Annotated in this window: 11 protein-coding genes; 1 reads left to right on the top strand and 10 read right to left on the bottom strand. The window is 45.7% G+C overall.

The genetic code is table 11. From position 1 onward, the window contains the following. Positions 1 to 24: 24 nt before the first annotated feature. The 6 genes from araD to chvE all read right to left on the bottom strand — a co-directional run bounded on the left by araD (position 25) and on the right by chvE (position 7,450). On the bottom strand, positions 25 to 1,785 hold the full coding sequence (araD, locus tag DFP77_RS06660) for an L-arabinonate dehydratase (RefSeq protein WP_114411503.1): 1,761 nt from the start codon (positions 1,783 to 1,785) through the stop codon (positions 25 to 27). Beyond that, positions 1,782 to 2,549, bottom strand: a complete 768-nt coding sequence (locus DFP77_RS06655; RefSeq protein WP_114411502.1) for an SDR family NAD(P)-dependent oxidoreductase — start codon at positions 2,547 to 2,549, stop codon at positions 1,782 to 1,784. Before DFP77_RS06655 ends, araD begins: the two co-directional genes overlap by 4 nt. Then, positions 2,546 to 3,514, bottom strand: coding sequence for an AraD1 family protein (araD1, locus tag DFP77_RS06650; protein WP_114411501.1), 969 nt, complete (start codon positions 3,512 to 3,514; stop codon positions 2,546 to 2,548). Before araD1 ends, DFP77_RS06655 begins: the two co-directional genes overlap by 4 nt. 23 nt (positions 3,515 to 3,537) lie before the next feature. Next, complete coding sequence (gene mmsB / locus DFP77_RS06645) at positions 3,538 to 4,737, bottom strand: multiple monosaccharide ABC transporter permease (protein ID WP_114411500.1); 1,200 nt, start codon at positions 4,735 to 4,737, stop codon at positions 3,538 to 3,540. Between the two features lie 13 nt (positions 4,738 to 4,750). Beyond that, complete coding sequence (mmsA, locus tag DFP77_RS06640) at positions 4,751 to 6,289, bottom strand: multiple monosaccharide ABC transporter ATP-binding protein (protein ID WP_114411499.1); 1,539 nt, start codon at positions 6,287 to 6,289, stop codon at positions 4,751 to 4,753. Positions 6,290 to 6,388: 99 nt separating this feature from the next. Next, positions 6,389 to 7,450, bottom strand: a complete 1,062-nt coding sequence (gene chvE, locus DFP77_RS06635; protein WP_114411498.1) for a multiple monosaccharide ABC transporter substrate-binding protein — start codon at positions 7,448 to 7,450, stop codon at positions 6,389 to 6,391. 287 nt (positions 7,451 to 7,737) lie between these two features. On the opposite strand from chvE, the gene DFP77_RS06630 reads away from it, so the two are divergent. Next, positions 7,738 to 9,324 carry a cation:proton antiporter domain-containing protein gene (locus DFP77_RS06630; RefSeq protein ID WP_114411497.1) on the top strand — a complete coding sequence of 529 codons (1,587 nt, stop codon included), beginning with the start codon at positions 7,738 to 7,740 and terminating at the stop codon, positions 9,322 to 9,324. Positions 9,325 to 9,412: 88 nt separating this feature from the next. On the opposite strand, the gene DFP77_RS06625 is transcribed toward DFP77_RS06630, so the two are convergent. The 4 genes from DFP77_RS06625 to DFP77_RS06610 form a co-directional block, all read right to left on the bottom strand. Then, the gene (locus tag DFP77_RS06625) at positions 9,413 to 9,583 is read right to left on the bottom strand and encodes a DUF6435 family protein (RefSeq protein ID WP_114411496.1); all 171 of its coding nucleotides are present in this window, start codon (positions 9,581 to 9,583) and stop codon (positions 9,413 to 9,415) included. A 152-nt stretch (positions 9,584 to 9,735) separates the two neighbouring features. Continuing rightward, a complete protein-coding gene (locus DFP77_RS06620; protein WP_114411495.1) occupies positions 9,736 to 11,157 on the bottom strand; it encodes a glutamate synthase small subunit GltD family protein in 1,422 nt (473 codons plus the stop codon). A 118-nt stretch (positions 11,158 to 11,275) separates the two neighbouring features. Continuing rightward, positions 11,276 to 15,727, bottom strand: coding sequence for a glutamate synthase large subunit (gene gltB / locus DFP77_RS06615; protein WP_114411494.1), 4,452 nt, complete (start codon positions 15,725 to 15,727; stop codon positions 11,276 to 11,278). Between the two features lie 409 nt (positions 15,728 to 16,136). Continuing rightward, the gene (locus DFP77_RS06610) at positions 16,137 to 17,678 is read right to left on the bottom strand and encodes an SPOR domain-containing protein (RefSeq protein WP_114411493.1); all 1,542 of its coding nucleotides are present in this window, start codon (positions 17,676 to 17,678) and stop codon (positions 16,137 to 16,139) included. Between the last annotated feature and the right edge of the window lie 14 nt (positions 17,679 to 17,692).

Genomic DNA, 17,692 nt, shown 5'->3' with positions numbered 1-17,692 from the left:
AGAGTCAGACTTAAAAAACTTAATTTAATGGCTGTCTTTTGGCACCGCAGCGCCTCGACAACCTTTTAGGAAGTCAAAATCAGCACCGGTATCGGCACCCTGTACGTGGTCATGGAATAATTTGATATAACCACTTTTTGGTGCTTCCAAGTGACTTTTCCAGTTCGCTAAACGTGTTGCCATTTCTTCATCCGAAATGTCTACATGAAGACGACGATTTTCTACGTCTAGTTCAATCATGTCGCCATTTTGAATCACAGCCAATGGCCCACCCGCAGCGGCTTCTGGCGTAGTATGCAACACCACAGTGCCATAGGCGGTTCCTGACATACGAGCATCAGAAATGCGCACCATGTCTTTGATGCCCTTACGCAGCACTTTTGGTGGCAAGCCCATATTGCCTACTTCCGCCATGCCTGGGTAACCTTTTGGCCCACAGTTTTTTAGTACCATGACGCAGTTTTCATCGATGTCCAAGGCTTCATCATTGATCTTAGCTTTGTAGTCATCAATGTCTTCAAACACCACAGCACGGCCACGGTGCTGCAATAAATGCGCCGACGCTGCGGAAGGTTTCAATACCGCTCCTTGTGGCGCAAGGTTGCCTTTCAATACAACAATACCGCCCTTTTGTGTCAGTGCTTTTTCAACGGGCAAAATAACATCTGGATTCCAGTTACGAACCTCTTTTACTTCTTCCCAAATGGATTCACCAGACACGGTAATGGCGTTTTTATGCAGTTTGCCAGCCTCAGCCAAATGCTTGATTACCACAGGCAAGCCGCCTGCGTAGAAGAACTCTTCCATCAAGTATTTGCCCGATGGCATCAAGTTCACAATTGTGGCAATTTCTTGGCCCAATTTATCCCAATCGTCTAGGCTTAAATCCACACCAACACGACCAGCAATAGCCAATAAGTGAATCACGGCATTAGTGGAGCCACCAATTGCGCCATTAACACGAATCGCATTTTCAAACGCTTGGCGAGTTAAAATGTCAGACGGTTTCAAATCGTCTTTCACCATATCAACAATACGACGACCAGTAAGGTGCGCCATCACTCGACGTCGGCTATCTACCGCCGGAATTGCTGCGTTACCAGATAACGCCATACCCAAGGCTTCGGCCATCGATGCCATGGTGCTAGCGGTTCCCATGGTGTTACAACCACCAGCAGAGCGAGACATAGATTGCTCAGCTTCAAGGAAATCTTCTTGCGTCATCTTGCCAGCTTTAATGTCTTCCGACATTTGCCACAAGGCTGTGCCGGAGCCCACACGCTCGCCTCTGAAATAGCCATTCAACATTGGGCCACCAGATACGACAATCGATGGAATATCGACACTACACGCGCCCATAAGCAGCGCTGGAGTAGTTTTGTCACAACCTGCCAACAAGACAACACCGTCGAGCGGATTCGCACGCAAGGCTTCTTCCACGTCCATGGCCGCCATGTTGCGATACATCATAGCCGTCGGACGAAGTGAGCTTTCACCCACAGAAAACACAGGAAATTCCAGTGGCAAACCACCCGCCTCATAAATACCATGCTTCACTCGATCAGCAAGATCGCGAAGATGGGCGTTACAAGGTGTTAGCTGCGACCAAGTATTACAAATACCAATTACTGGACGGCCATCAAACAAGTCCGCCGGTAAGCCTTGGTTTTTCATCCAGCTGCGATGGTAAATGTGATCACGTGATGTCCCACCAAACCATTCAGTGGAACGTAATTTACGCGGCCATGTTTTTGGTACGAACGTGCTTTTCTTAGAATCACTCATACCCAACCTCCATCAACAATAAAGTTCTGCGCCGAGCACATTGCCGCCGCATCGGACCCTAAGAACAACGCCATGTTGGCGATGTGTTCGGGAAGCACTTTGCCTGCTAGGCATTGGCTTTGTTTAATCTTTTCTTCTGCAGCATCATCAACCCACATGCGCAGCTGTTTTTCTGTCATCACCCAACCCGGCACCAAAGTATTCACTCGAATACCTGCACCACCTAAATCACGGGCAAGAGAGCGAGTTAAACCATGGGTCGCGGCTTTGCTCGTACCATAAGTTGGGTAGCCTGCTGTCGGCATCATCCAGCCCACAGAACCAAAATTGATAATCGAGCCACCACCCAGTTTGCGCATCATTGGCGCGACAGCTTGCGCTGCGAACATAGCGTGCTTGATGTTCACACCAACTAATTCATCGAAACGCTCTTCGGTCAGCGATTCCAAAGAATGACGCACATCGTTGGCCGCGTTATTCATCAATACTGAAATTGGGCCAAAAACCTCTGCAGCCGCACGGATTTTGCTTTGATAATCTTGGATATCGGTGATGTCACACACGTCAAAGCGCACTTCGTAGCCTTCTTTGGTAAGACGTTTAGCAAGCGCAGAGCCTGCTTTTTCATCCAAATCCACAAAGGCCGTTTTTGCACCTTGTTTGGCATACGCTTCAACAATGGCGGCACCGATACCTGTCGCACCACCAGAGATAAACACAGAACGATCTTTTAAGTCGGGGTAAACGGCCATTGGCTTTTTCATAGCACGTCTACCTCAGTGGATAACTCTGCTTCTTTCGCCAAGGCGTTACGTAATGGCAAGCCAAAAGTAGGAGAGGAAATTTCAAATACATCGCCTTCTTTAGCCTGAACACCATCTGCAAACGACAAGGTCGCTGTGCCAAACATATGCACATGCAGGTCGCCTGGTTGGCGGAAAATAGAGTATTTAAAATGATGGTGTTCTAGGTTCTTAAAGGTGTGTGACATATTGTCCTCACCAGATAAAAAGCCTTTCTCCCAAAGCGTTTTCTCGCCACGTTCTATACGTGAATGACCATCAATGTGCATTGGCAATTCGCCCACGAGCAATTCTGGACCAAACGACGCTGGACGCAATTTTGAATGAGCCAAATACAAATAGTTCTGGCGCTCTGTCACGTGATCGGAGAATTCATTCGCCAAGGTATACCCAAGACGATGCACTTTGCCGTCATCACCCACCAAGTAAAAACCAGCGATTTCAGGCTCTTCACCGCCATCTAATGCAAAGGATGGTGAAGGCAAAGCATCACCCGGCGCAACCACGCCAGCGCCATTGCCTTTATAAAACCATTCTGGCTGTACACCCTCTTCACCGTCTTTTGGCTTGCCGCCTTCAACGCCCATTTGGAAGATCTTCATCGAATCCGTTAGCTCTTCACTTTTTGCATGCATGGCGTTTCGCGTTGCAGCAGAGCCTAAATGAGTCAAACCCGTTCCAGTTAAATACATATGTGCAGGATCTGGATGGCGTACAGGACAATCTAATTGGTTTTTGTTAGCAAGTTCGGCCAAATTGACCGCCTCACCTAGACCATGTTTCTCGATAATAGACTTCAGCGGCACGCCATTTTTAACGGCTTCTTTTGCGAGCTCATAAACACTCGATGCATGAAGAACAAGGTGTGCTTCATTGCCTTCACGACAGACCACACCACCTTGTTTAATTTGAGATAAAAACAACATAAATCGCTCCTTAACCCGCGTTCTTAGCGCGCTTTTTGTTTGTTGTAGACGTCGAAGATAACCGCTGCAAGCAAGACCAAACCTTTGATAACTTGCTGCCAATCAATCCCAATACCTAAAATCGACATCCCGTTGTTCATTACACCCATGATGAAGGCACCAATCACCGCACCGATGATTTTACCGACACCACCTGTCATGGACGCACCACCGATAAAGACAGCGGCAATAACATCTAGCTCCATAGCGAAACCGGCTTTTGGCGTCGCTGTATTTAAGCGCGCGGCAAAGATCAAACCAGCCAATGCGGCCAACATGCCCATATTGGCAAAAGTCAAAAAGGTTAAGCGTTCTGTATTAATACCTGAAAGCTTCGCGGCTTTTACGTTGCCACCCAAAGCATAGATGCGACGACCAATTGTGGTGCTGTTGGTTAAGAATGTATAAACCGCGATCAATACAGCCATTGTCATTAAAACGTTTGGCAAACCACGGTAAGTACTTAATAGGTAAGACAAATAAATAATAGCGATGGCAACCAAGGCATTTTTTACGATAAAGAAAGAGAAAGGCTCATCTTGAATACCGTATTTTAATGCTCTAGATCGGCTACGTGCCGCCAAAAAGACAATAGAGCTCGCTGCTAATACGCCTAATACAAGCGCAGTGACATTTGGACGACCCACACCAAATACATCAGGGATAAATCCTGTACTTAATAGCTGAAAACTTTTCGGAAAAGGACCAACAGATTGACCTTCTAGTAACGCCAATGTCAAACCACGGAATACAAGCATGCCCGCTAAGGTCACGATAAAAGCCGGAATTTTCCAATAGGCAATCCAATAGCCTTGTAGGCCACCAATGATCAAGCCAACAACAAGACACACAGGCACAACCAGAATCGTTGGCAAGTCATAGTTAACCGACATCACCGCAGCCAATGCCCCAATGAAGCCTGCCACAGAGCCAACCGACAAATCGATATGACCAGCGACGATAACCAGCAACATGCCAATCGCCATGATGATGATGTAGCTGTTTTGTAGGAATAAGTTAGTTAAGTTAACCGGACGCATCAGAGTGCCATCGGTCAAAAATTGAAACATGCCCATGATCACAACCAGTGCGATCAACATACCGTAATCACGCATATGCGACTTCAAGTAGCTGGTAACAGAAGGTGCCGATTGGACCACTGTAGAGGTTTCTTTTGTTGTCATTATTATTACTCCGTTACGCTTTCACTATCATTGACATGATTTTTTCTTGGCTCGCATTCGTTTTGTCTAACTCACCAACAAAACGGCCCTCGTTCATCACATAAATACGATCACACATGCCAAGTAACTCTGGCATCTCTGAAGAAATCATCACCACACCTTTGCCATCATCGGCAAGCTCATTGATGATGCTGTAGATTTCAAATTTGGCACCCACGTCAATACCGCGAGTTGGTTCGTCCAGAATCAGCACATCTGGCTGGGAATAAAGCCACTTACTCAACACCACTTTTTGTTGATTACCCCCAGACAAGTTCATCACTTTCTGGAACACACTTGGTGTACGAATATTGAGAGCTTTGCGGTAATCTTCAGACACTTGGCGCTCGATGTTTTCATCAATCACGCCTTTTGAGGACACACGATCTAGGTTTGCTAAGGTGGTATTGGTTTGAATAGTTTCTTCAAGAATCAAACCCAATTCTTTACGGTCTTCCGTTACGTACGCCAAACCACTTTTTATCGCTTTAGGTACCGTGGATAAATCGGCGACGTCGCCACGTAAGCGCACTTCACCTTGGACATTTTTACCGTAACTTTGTCCAAATAGGCTCATTGCTAATTCTGTTCGACCCGATCCCATCAAGCCCGCAATACCAACAATTTCACCGGCATGCACATTGAAGGCGATGTCATGAATTATTTGACGGTCTACTGCTTCAGGATGCCAAACATTCCAATTGCTGACCTCCAACAAGGTTTTCCCTAAGTGACCTTCTTCGGTCGGGTTCTTTCTTGCTGGGTAGCGGTGTGCCATATCGCGGCCAACCATGTCGCGAATAATGTCTTCTTCACTGATGCTTTGCGCACGACAATCTAACGTGGAGACTGAGGCACCGTCACGGATGACTGTGATACTGTCTGCTACACGGCTGATTTCATTTAATTTGTGGGTAATCAGGATGGAGGAAATACCCTGAGCTTTAAATTCCAGCAATAGATCAAGCAGCTTAGCGCTGTCGTTCTCTTGCAGCGCAGCCGTTGGCTCATCCAGAATCAACAACTTCACATCTTTAGCAAGGGCCTTGGCAATCTCAACAAGTTGCTGCTTGCCTACACCTAATTGCCCAACTAAAGTGGAGGGAGACTCTCTTAAACCAACTTTTGCTAATAACTCTTGTGTACGAGAATAGGTTTTTGGCCAATTGATGACGCCACCTTCAACATTCTCATTACCTAAAAATAGATTCTCAGCGATCGATAAAAGCGGCACGAGCGCTAGCTCTTGGTGAATAATGATGATGCCTTTCTCTTCGCTGTCCGTTATGCCAGTAAATGCAACGGTTTCATCGTTAAACAGAATATCGCCTTCATAACTTCCATGTGGATAAACGCCACTCAGCACTTTCATGAGAGTCGATTTACCCGCGCCATTTTCACCCACTAAGGCATGGATCTCGCCAGCACGAACTTTCAGGTTCACAGCGTCGAGGGCTTTTACTCCAGGAAACGTCTTGGTAATGCTGCGCATTTCCAAAATAATATTTTCCATAAAACATCCCATTAGCGAGCGCGTCCTGACCGTATTGATTCACGATCAATAACGCACTCGCTGATTTATTATTGTTGAATTAGGATACTAATCGTGCGCTTATTCGACCTGAGACTTCGTATAGTAGCCACTACCCAATAGCACATCTTGCCAATTGGATTTGTCTACTGTTACTGGCTCAAGCAAATAGCTAGGAATTACCTTGATACCATTGTCGTAAGTTGTCGTGTCATTGATTTGAGGCTTCGCATCATTTAACACCGCTTGCACCATGCCAACAGTCACATTGGCTAACTCACGAGTATCTTTGAAAACAGTAGAATACTGCTCACCGGAAATAATGGATTTCACTGATTGCACTTCCGCATCCTGACCAGTAACAATTGGCATTTTTAGATTGCCAGAACCGTAACCGACACCTTTAAGGGATGACAGAATACCGATAGAAATACCGTCATATGGTGACAATACACCATCTACACGTTTGGTTGTGTAATGGGCAGACAGTAAGTTATCCATACGCGCTTGAGCAGTTGCACCGTCCCAACGTAGTGTACCGACTGTATCCATGCCCATTTGACCTGAGACAATATTCACTTTGCCAGAATCAATCATTGGCTGAAGTACAGACATGGCGCCGTTATAGAAGAAATAAGCATTGTTATCGTCAGGAGAGCCGCCGAACAATTCAACGTTGTAAGGACCTTGACCGCGTTTTTCCATACCACTCACTAATGACTTAGCCTGCAACACACCCACTTTGAAATTATCAAATGTCGCGTAGTAACTAACATAAGGGCTGTTTTTGATCAGACGGTCATAAGAAATAACTTTAATGCCAGCGGCATCCGCATTTTCTAGCGCATTAGACAGAGTCGTGCCATCAATCGCAGCGATGACAAGGACGTCGACGCCTTTTACGATCATATTTTCAATTTGAGAGAGTTGGTTAGGGATTTCATCTTCTGCATATTGCAGATCGACTTTATAACCTGCATCTTTGAAGAGTTGCACCATGGAATCACCATCAGTGATCCAACGAGCAGAAGACTTAGTTGGCATAGCAATACCCACATAACCCTCAGCAGCCAAGGCGCTCGCAGAGCTTAGTGCAGTGGCACCCAGTACTAAACCAGCAATGGCATTTTTTAGATAGTTCATTAGCTTCTCCTGTTACAGCCAAGGCAAGTACCATAAGGAACAAGCGTCAGTGGCCGTAGATTTTTATGATTATTTTTTCGAGCCAATCAGGTCTTAAAAAACCTATCATCCAGAGTAGGCAAAATAAACATACCAATCAAATAGAATAAATGTTTGTTTGTATATCATTTTTGATATGCGATTTTATTAGGCAAGAATCAGTAATTTCTACATTACGTGCTGCGCGGCTTAAACAAATTCCGTATGATAAAATTCCCCTTTACCACTCTGGATATCAGTAGGAATCTATGGAATTCATTTGGATCTTATTCGCATTCGCCTGCGGACTGGCTGTCAAGTTAATCAATTTACCGCCACTAATAGGTTTCTTGTTGGCTGGCTTTCTACTTAATTACGCAGGATTAGAGCCAAGCAATACTCTGGATTCTCTTGCCAACATTGGCATTACCCTGATGCTGTTTAGCATCGGCTTGAAATTACATGTTAAGGATCTTTTAAAACGAGAAGTCTGGGCATCGACACTTAGTCATATGGGCATAAGCACCATAATGTTTGCCGGTATAGCCTTACTACTTGGCACATTAAGTCTGCCCTACTTTGGCGTGCTGGATTTCAAAACCGCGGCGCTTATTGGTTTTGCGCTCAGCTTCTCCAGTACTGTTTGTGTCATGAAGCTCTTAGAGGAAAGTAGCGAATTAAAAACACGTCACGGACAATTGTCTCTTGGCATTTTGGTAATGCAGGACATAGTGGCGGTTATTTTCCTTGTCGCAGCCACAGGTAAGGTTCCGTCTATCTGGGCGCTTGGATTATTTGGTCTACTGCTGGTTCGACCTATTATTAACAAGATCGTCGACAAGGCAGGTCATGGCGAAATGCTTCCATTAACAGGACTGTTTCTTGCGCTAGGTGGCTACGAGCTATTCTACTTGGTGGGCGTTAAGGGCGATTTAGGCGCGCTGATTTTCGGCATTCTATTAGCTTCTCATTCTAAAGCCGCCGAGCTCAATAAGTCCCTAATGAACTTCAAAGACTTGTTCTTAATTGGCTTCTTTTTATCCATTGGTTTTACCGCCCTACCAACATTAAGCATGATCGGCATGAGCTTGATTCTCACCTTAGTCATCTTAGTGAAATTTGCGCTCTTCTTTATCTTGTTAACCAAGATGAAATTACGCGGCCGAACCTCTTTCCTATCGTCAATGATTCTGTCTAACTACAGCGAATTTGGCCTCATTGTCGTTGCTCTGAGTGTGGCGAACGGCTGGTTAGAAAAAGAATGGCTGGTTGTTTTGGCTCTCGCCGTTTCGTTCTCTTTCGTCATCACCAGCGTTCTGTATCGCAACGTTCATCGCATGTACCGTAAAAACAAAGACGTCATTCGCCGGTTTGAAAGTGCAGACTGCTTACCTGAAGACCGCTTCGTGCAACCGGTAAACAGCGATATTTTGGTGGTAGGTTTAGGTCGAGTTGGACGCGGGGCATTCGAGTCGTTGAAAGGTTTTGTGGGAGATACTGTTGCCGGCATGGATGCCGATCGGAACCGTATTAACCAAATGCAAGCCGACCAAGAAAACGTCTTCTACGGAGACGGTGAAGACGCCGACTTATGGGAGCGCTTGGACACTTCTCGCATTGATTTAGTATTGCTTGCTCTACCAGCAGCAGAAGACACCACCAATGTCGCCATACAGCTACGTAAAGCCAACTACACAGGCCAAATCGCAGCCATAGCACGTTACCAGGATGAAAGAGAGATCCTCATCAACAGCGGCATAGACAACGTCTTCAACTTCTATACCGAAGCCGGTACAGGGTTTGCGGAAGAGAGTTTGGCGCTGGTTCGTCCAATGGACAACGCTACACCGTCTTAATCTTAAAAAGAGCCAAGCGCTCACAATTTATGCACTATAATTAAAAACGCGGCGCCACTAACATGGCACCGCGTTTTTTTGATTCCTTTTATGCTGACCTAGCTTCGTCTATTTTCGCTTTCACCGCTTCGGCTTGCTCCGTCAGTTCTGAATAAAGTCGGATGTCGCCACTGCGTTGGGCTTGCATGGCTTTTTCTAGTAACTCACCATATTCTTTATCGAGTTTTTTAATCGGGTCGGACTTAAGAAAAGAAAACATAAATAGCCTGTTGTTGTGAGTTGATAAAGTTCATACGACACGGAGCGAGATTTGGATCGATTCAACTAACAAATCACCAAAACAAAAACGCCAACCAGACGAAATCTGATTGGCGCTTTAACTCACAACTCCACAAGTTAGCGGCCTTGTGATTAAACGTCTAGGAAATCCATAATCCCTTCCGCAGCCTTACGACCCTCATCGATAGCCGTTACCACTAAGTCAGAACCACGTACCATGTCGCCACCAGCAAAAATTTTCTCGTTGGTCGTTTGGAACATGAATTTGCCTTTCTTAGGAGCGACAACACGGCCACGAGCATCAGTCTCGATACCGAATTTTTCGAACCAAGGCGCAGGGCTTGCTTGGAAACCAAAAGCAATCAATACCGTATCAGCAGGAATGATTTGTTCGCTGCCTTCAACAATCTCAGCCGTACGGCGACCGTTTTCGTCAGGCTCACCCATTTGCGTTTCGACAACCTTGATGCCTTCCACTTTACCATCACCAATGATTTCCACTGGTTGGCGGTTGAAAAGAAACTGAACGCCTTCTTCTTTTGCGTTTTGTACTTCTTTGCGAGAACCCGGCATATTTTCTTGGTCACGACGATACGCACAAGTTACGCTTTTCGCACCTTGACGAATCGCTGTACGGTTACAGTCCATCGCCGTATCGCCACCACCCAAGACAACGACTTGCTTGCCTTTTAAGTTCACGTAATCGGCTTCGTCTTCTTCGAAGTCTAGGCAATGATTAACGTTGGAAATCAGGTAATCCAAGGCGTCATGAACACCTGGTAAATCTTCACCTGGGAAACCGCCTTTCATGTATTTGTAAGTACCCATGCCAAGGAACACGGCATCGTACTCTTCCAATACATGTTCAAATGGCACATCGTCACCAACAGATGTTCCAAGGACAAACTCCACGCCCATCTCTTCAAAAATTTCACGACGGCGTGTCATGACGCTTTTTTCCAGTTTGAACTCTGGAATACCAAAGGTCAGCAAACCGCCAATTTCTGGGTACTTATCAAATACTACAGGCTTGATGCCGTTACGCACCAAGATGTCTGCACAAGCCAAACCAGCAGGACCTGCACCAACGATAGCAACGGTTTTGTTAACCGGAACAACGTTGGACATATCTGGACGCCAGCCTAAAGCAAAAGCCGTGTCTGTAATGTATTTTTCAACAGAACCGATCGTCACCGCACCAAAGCCACCTTCGCCAAGAGTACAAGCACCTTCACAAAGACGGTCTTGTGGGCAAACACGACCACAGACTTCTGGCAAAGAGTTGGTTTGATGACTCAACTCCGCTGCTTCTAAAATGCTACCTTCGCTTACTAACTTCAGCCAGTTTGGAATGTAGTTGTGTACTGGGCATTTCCACTCACAATAAGGGTTGCCACACTCTAGACAGCGATGTGCTTGATCTTTCGCTCCCGCTTCTTCGAATGGTTTATAAATTTCGACGAATTGCCCTTTGCGCGTAATTAAAGGCTTCTTTTTTGGATCCTTACGATCCACTTCGACGAATTGAAATGCGTTGTTCAAGCGCTCAGACATAAGCTGCTATCTCCTCGGCCGCCTGTAAACAAGCGGCGCTTCTCTCAAATGGGTCAGACTGATTCATTCACAACGCTTGGTTCGTTTCATTACAAACCAAGCGCTATAACAGCGTGTTTTATTCCGGACGTTGACGAGTGTTAGCCAATAGCGCACCTAAACTGGCGGCTTTTGGTTTCACTAGCCAGAACTTGCCAATGTAGTCGTAGAAGTTCTCTAAGATCTCTTGGCCCCATTCGCTGTTAGTTTCTCGGACATATTCTTCGATCACAGAGCGAAGGTGTGAACGATACTCTTCCGTTAATTCCGTACCGATACGGTGAATTTCCACCAATTCGTGATTGTATTTATCTACGAAGGTACGATCCAAATCGAGTACATAAGCGAAACCGCCTGTCATACCCGCACCAAAGTTGTAACCCGTATTACCAAGTACTGTCACCATACCGCCAGTCATGTATTCACAGCAGTGGTCGCCAGCGCCTTCTATAACCGTATGCGTACCAGAGTTACGTACCGCAAAACGCTCACCAGCCGTACCAGCTGCAAACAATTTACCGCCCGTCGCACCGTACAAACAGGTGTTACCGATAATGGCAGAGTCTTGCGATTTGAACATTGAGCCTTTCGGAGAGCGAATAACCAACTTACCACCAGTCATACCTTTACCAACATAGTCGTTAGCATCACCCTCTAGGTACATATTCAAACCACCAGCGTTCCATACACCGAAGCTCTGACCTGCAGTACCAGTCAATTTCAATGTTAGTGGCACATCAGACATGCCTTGGTTGCCATAGCGTTTCGCAATTTCACCAGACAAACGCGCACCGATAGAACGGTCACAGTTGGTTACGTCAAAGGCAAACTCACCGCCTTCTTTTTCTTCCACTACGTCTTTCACTGCATCCCACATTTTCAAAGCCAGCAGACCTTTATCGTGTGGAGGGTTAAACGGCGAGTTGCAGTATTGTGCTTTGTCAGCAGGAATCAGATCGTTTTGCAAAATTGGAGATAGATCTAAGCTGCGTTGCTTGTCCGTTTCACCTGGCAAAATAGCCAGTAGATCAGTACGACCGATCAAATCTTGTAGACGAGCCACACCCAATTTAGCTAGCCATTGACGTGTGTCTTCTGCCATAAAGCAGAAGAAGTTCTTGATCATTTCAACGGTGCCGATGAAGTGCTCATCGCGCAGCATTTGATCCTGAGTCGCCACGCCCGTAGCACAGTTGTTCAAGTGGCAAATACGCAAGAACTTACAACCCATGGCAACCATTGGTGTCGTACCAAAGCCAAAGCTCTCTGCGCCAAGAATTGCCGCTTTCACAACATCCAGACCAGTTTTTAGACCACCGTCAGTTTGCAGGCGAATTTTGCCGCGAAGATCGTTAGAACGAAGCGCTTGTTGTGCTTCTGCTAAACCTAATTCCCAAGGAGAACCCGCATGGCGAATTGACGTAATTGGCGACGCGGCTGTACCACCGTCATAACCAGAGATGGTAATCAAATCCGCGTAAGCTTTCGCTACACCCGCAGCGATTGTGCCAACACCCGGCTCAGAAACCAGTTTCACCGACACCAAAGCGTCTGGGTTAACTTGTTTCAAATCGAAAATCAGCTGAGCCAAATCTTCAATCGAGTAGATATCGTGATGCGGTGGTGGTGAAATCAAGGTAACACCAGGAACCGCATAGCGTAGACGAGCAATTAAGCCGTTTACTTTACCACCTGGTAGCTGACCACCTTCACCCGGTTTCGCACCTTGTGCCACTTTAATCTGTAGCACTTCAGCGTTAACCAAATACTCTGGAGTCACACCAAAGCGGCCAGAGGCGATTTGCTTGATCTTAGAGCGACGCTCAGTACCGTGACGAGCAGGGTCTTCACCACCCTCTCCAGAGTTAGAACGACAGCCTAATTCATTCATCGCTTGCGCTAGCGCTTCATGTGCTTCTGGTGACAAGGCCCCCAAGGACATACCGGCAGAATCGAAACGAGGAAGAATAGCCTCAATAGATTCAACGTCGTCCAACGCAATGGCTTTCGCTTTATCAGATAAAGTAAACAAGTCACGCAACATAGACGCAGGACGATTGTTCACTAGATCGGTGTATTTGGTAAAATCTTCAAAGCGACCGCTGCCTACGGCGACTTGCAAGTTACGCACGACATCTGGGTTAAAGGCATGATATTCCGCTTCGTGGACGTATTTTAGATAACCGCCCTGCTGAATTGGTTTGCGCAATTTCCATGCATTATTCGCGATGGATTCTTGATCCTTTTGGAAATCTTCAAAACGCGCACCTTTAATTCGACTTGGAACGCCTTTAAAGCATAGGTCGACCACTTTCGTATCCAAACCTACGGCTTCAAATAACTGCGCACCACGATAGGAAGCGATCGTCGAAATACCCATTTTAGAGATGATCTTCATCAAGCCCTTGTTAATACCTTTACGGTATTTAACGTGGCAAGCAATTGGATCACCCAAAACTTCGCCTTTATCGACCATGTCGTTAATCAAACGATAAGAAAGGTATGGATAAACCGCTGTCGCACCAAAACCTAACAACACAGCAAACTGATGAGGATCACGAGCAAAACCTGTGTCTGCAATGATATTTGAATCGCAACGCAAACCTTGCTTAGACAAATGATGGTGCACAGCACCCACTGCCATTGGTGCAGGGATAGGCAAGTGGCCTTTTTCGATATCACGATCCGTCAAGACCAAGATAACTGCGCCATTACGTACCACCTCTTCCGCTTTTACTTGCAAGTCTTTAATCGCTTGCTCAAGGGAAACTTTTTCAGGATTGTAATTTGTATTCACACGAACCAAACGGAAACGGTGATCATCTAATGCCAACAAACGGCTGTATTTGCGTGGTGACAATACAGGTGAAGACAAGATAATTCGATTGGCGTGTTTTGGCGTTTCTTCAAATAAATTTCGCTCTACACCGATGCACGTTTCCAACGACATCACCACAGATTCACGTAGTGGATCAATTGGTGGGTTGGTCACCTGTGCAAACTTCTGACGGAAATAATCTGTCACTGGGCGAGTTTGGCTAGACATAACGGCCATCGGCGTGTCATCACCCATAGAACCAACGGCTTCATGACCGCTTTCAGCTAAAGGGCGGAAGATTTGCTCTCGTTCTTCAAAAGACACTTGGAACATCTTTTGATAAGTGGACATTTCTTCTTTAGTGAAAGGTTCAAACTCAAGAGACGATTCTTCCAACAAAGATTCGATGCGAATCGCTTCCTGCTTCAACCATTTTTTATATGGGTGCATGGATTTAAGGCGATTGTCAATGTCATCCGTGTGCAGCACCTTGCCGTTTTGAGTGTCGATTACCAACATTTGTCCAGGACCAACACGGCCTTTCGACACAACGTCTTCTGATTTGTAGCCATAAGTACCGACTTCAGAAGCAAGCGTAATAAAGCCATTTTTAGTGATAACCCAACGCGCAGGACGCAAACCGTTACGGTCAAGCATACAAATAGCATGACGACCATCGGTCATTACCAAGCCTGCTGGGCCATCCCAAGGATCCATGTGCATGGAGTTGTACTGATAGAAAGCACGTAACTCTGGATCCATGTTTTCAACGTTCTGCCACGCTGGTGGAATGATCAAACGCGCCGCACGGAAAATATCTACGCCACCCGTTACCAAGACTTCCAACATGTTATCCATGGAAGAAGAATCGGAACCCGTTAAGTTAACCAAAGGCTGAAGATCTTGTAGCTCTGGAATCAATGGTGTACGCAATTTGCTAGTTCGAGCCAACGCCCAATTGCGGTTACCTTCAATGGTATTGATCTCACCGTTATGCGCCAACATGCGGAACGGTTGAGCCAATGGCCACTTAGGAAGCGTATTAGTAGAAAAGCGTTGGTGGAAAACACAAATCGCTGTTTGCATTTTTTCGTTGCCCAAATCTTTATAAAAGAAGGGCAAATCCACTGGCATCATCAGGCCTTTGTATGCCAACACTTTGTCAGACAAAGAACAAATGTAGAAGTTTTCGTATTCTGCCAACGCGATTTCAGCTTGACGACGAGCAACAAACAAACGTGTTGCAAAGGTACGAGCATCCATACGGTTGCTGTCGACAAAGACTTGCTCAATACGAGGCAAGCAATCCATCGCGATAACACCAAGACAAGATGCATCGATTGGCACTTCACGCCAACCCACAACATTCAACCCTTCGTCAGTCAGTTTTTTTGTTAAGGTTTCACGCTGTTCGCTAGCTAATGTTTCATCTTGATCAAGAAACACCATGCCAATACCGTAAAGGTCAGACAAGGTGTGATTAAATAAAGCGTGTGCTTCACCACGTAAAAATAGATCCGGCTTCTGGATAAGAAGACCACAGCCGTCACCTGTTTTACCATCTGCAGCGATACCGCCACGGTGTGTCATACATGTCAAAGATTCAATGGCTGTCTTAAGTAATTCATGGCTGGTATTGCCTTCCATATGTGCAATTAAGCCAAAGCCACAGTTGTCTTTGAACTCGCCAGGACGATAAAGGCCTGCATTCATACACCAACTCCCACAGTTGAAACGTAAAAATAATAAAGATTAGATATTAATTCGATTATCAAGTGGCTGGGTTAAAAAGAAAAAGCGCGAATGCTTTCGCTTCGAGAATGACTATCATCTACCCAAAACACCACCGAAATGGACGATCATACTACCCTGACAAAGAGCACTACTCAAACTAGCACTGCCCTGCTTTATGTTATTTAGACGGTTTTTATAGGGGTTTTAGCGTCAAATAGCGGCGACTTAGAGAATTATCTATGGTGGGAGTTTTTGCAAACAGAAAATTCCACTGTTCATTCAAGTTTTTCAGAGGATTACAGTGATTTTTACTAAATTTAGATAATGACTATACAAAAGCGTCACAAAACGCCATTTATACGGCGTTTTATACTTCACTCAGTCGATATCACTGAGCTTTCCTAATATCGTCCTGAATGCCTCGAGCACTTCTCGCCCAAGGATTGAGGTCGCGGATATCTTTTGGAAGAGATTCGGCTCCCGCTATGGCTTCACTGCGATTACGATACGTACCATAAACTACAACAAACCAGTCCCTGCCATTATGTTTCGATTTAAAGTACCCAAACGCATCCACGCCACCTTGATCACGAATAAAGTCCTGAACGGTCCCCTTATTATGCGTTCCCAGTAGCTGCAATGTGTATCGATTTGGGTTTTGAGAAAGCCACCATTCCGTCTTATCAAAAGGATCTTGGGTAACTTTCAGGTTTGCCTGCTCAGCTCTCGGAGAGACAACTTCTGGCGTCTCCTCGATTTGCGGTGCCGCTTCCACTTCAGGTACTTCTGAACGAATCGGTGCCGTAGAAATGGCATTATTTGTCATTGATGGTGTTGTCGCTGGCAACGATCGCGAAGTACTAATGGCTGGTAACGATGAATTAGTTGGAATCGGTGGAAGAACCACATCACCTTCTTGACCGATTTTGCGCTGCATAGCATCAATTCTAGCAATAGTTTCCGCCGATGATTGACCTTGCCTTGGGCTTAAAGGAATAACATTACTGGCTCTATCAGCAGTAGTAGTTGATGTATCCGGCTTATCAGAAAACAACACAGCAACCAAAATACCTAGCATCACCACAGACAAGAGCGCCATATGTGCTAACGGGAACCCCATAGCAAGATTGAAGCGCATACCCGATTTCGCGGGTTTATTACCATTCCCCATTAACGCCTGCGCCGCTTGATTTATTCGCCCAGGATAACCACTCGATTCTTGATAAATTTGTTTCACCTGCTTGTCATTAAAGGGCAGGTTAATGCCACCGCTTACCGCGCGAATACGATGCAATAAATAGGCTTTCGTTTGCTCCAGTGAATAAGGGGCAAGCGTGAAAGAATGGCTTAATTGTTCATAACGAGAACTTTGATAAGAGTCTAGATTTCGAGAAAGTGAATACTCACTAAACAACACCACATGCGGCACCGTTTGATTGTCTGTCGCTAAAGACATCATATCCAGTAGCATGCTGACAGCGTCTGTATTTAATTCTTGAGCATTATCAATTAATACCAATGCCGCTTGGCCTTTTTCTTCTAAATCATGAGAGAACTTAAGCAAAGGTCCAAAAGTAGTTTCATTAGGTGGCTGAGTAAAGTGGCCTGAAAATCCAGCATATATGGCCTGCAGCAACTGGCCTGCCGTCATTAACATGGTGCCTTTCACATGGCTGACAATGGTTGTGTCGTCTTGATGGCGCGCGAACTCCATAAGAAAACGACTTTTACCGCTGCCTTGTGGGCCTTGCACAACAGACAGCAAATTACTGTAACGACTTAAATGTTCTAGCAAAGCCAATTGCTGATTGCCTTCTTCAGACGCAAAGTAAACCGATGTGTCTTTCGAGCCAAAAGGATCCCTCAGCGTTGCTTTTGGCGGCTGATTAAGCGCATCCTCTAAATCAAACTGAAAGTCTGGCTTTGCCATAATCGTCCTTCAAC

This window comes from Marinomonas foliarum (genome assembly GCF_003337275.1).
In the GTDB taxonomy this organism is placed as follows: Bacteria; Pseudomonadota; Gammaproteobacteria; order Pseudomonadales; family Marinomonadaceae; genus Marinomonas; species Marinomonas foliarum.
This window is presented reverse-complemented; position numbering and strand designations above follow the sequence as displayed.

Coding starts and splice junctions, on each gene's coding strand:
- araD (WP_114411503.1), bottom strand. CDS start 1,785: ATGAGTGATTCTAAGAAAAGCACGTTCGTACCAAAAACATGGCCGCGT.
- DFP77_RS06620 (WP_114411495.1), bottom strand. CDS start 11,157: ATGTCTGAGCGCTTGAACAACGCATTTCAATTCGTCGAAGTGGATCGT.
- chvE (WP_114411498.1), bottom strand. CDS start 7,450: ATGAACTATCTAAAAAATGCCATTGCTGGTTTAGTACTGGGTGCCACT.
- araD1 (WP_114411501.1), bottom strand. CDS start 3,514: ATGTTGTTTTTATCTCAAATTAAACAAGGTGGTGTGGTCTGTCGTGAA.
- DFP77_RS06625 (WP_114411496.1), bottom strand. CDS start 9,583: ATGTTTTCTTTTCTTAAGTCCGACCCGATTAAAAAACTCGATAAAGAA.
- gltB (WP_114411494.1), bottom strand. CDS start 15,727: ATGAATGCAGGCCTTTATCGTCCTGGCGAGTTCAAAGACAACTGTGGC.
- mmsB (WP_114411500.1), bottom strand. CDS start 4,737: ATGACAACAAAAGAAACCTCTACAGTGGTCCAATCGGCACCTTCTGTT.
- DFP77_RS06630 (WP_114411497.1), top strand. CDS start 7,738: ATGGAATTCATTTGGATCTTATTCGCATTCGCCTGCGGACTGGCTGTC.
- DFP77_RS06610 (WP_114411493.1), bottom strand. CDS start 17,678: ATGGCAAAGCCAGACTTTCAGTTTGATTTAGAGGATGCGCTTAATCAG.
- DFP77_RS06655 (WP_114411502.1), bottom strand. CDS start 2,549: ATGAAAAAGCCAATGGCCGTTTACCCCGACTTAAAAGATCGTTCTGTG.
- mmsA (WP_114411499.1), bottom strand. CDS start 6,289: ATGGAAAATATTATTTTGGAAATGCGCAGCATTACCAAGACGTTTCCT.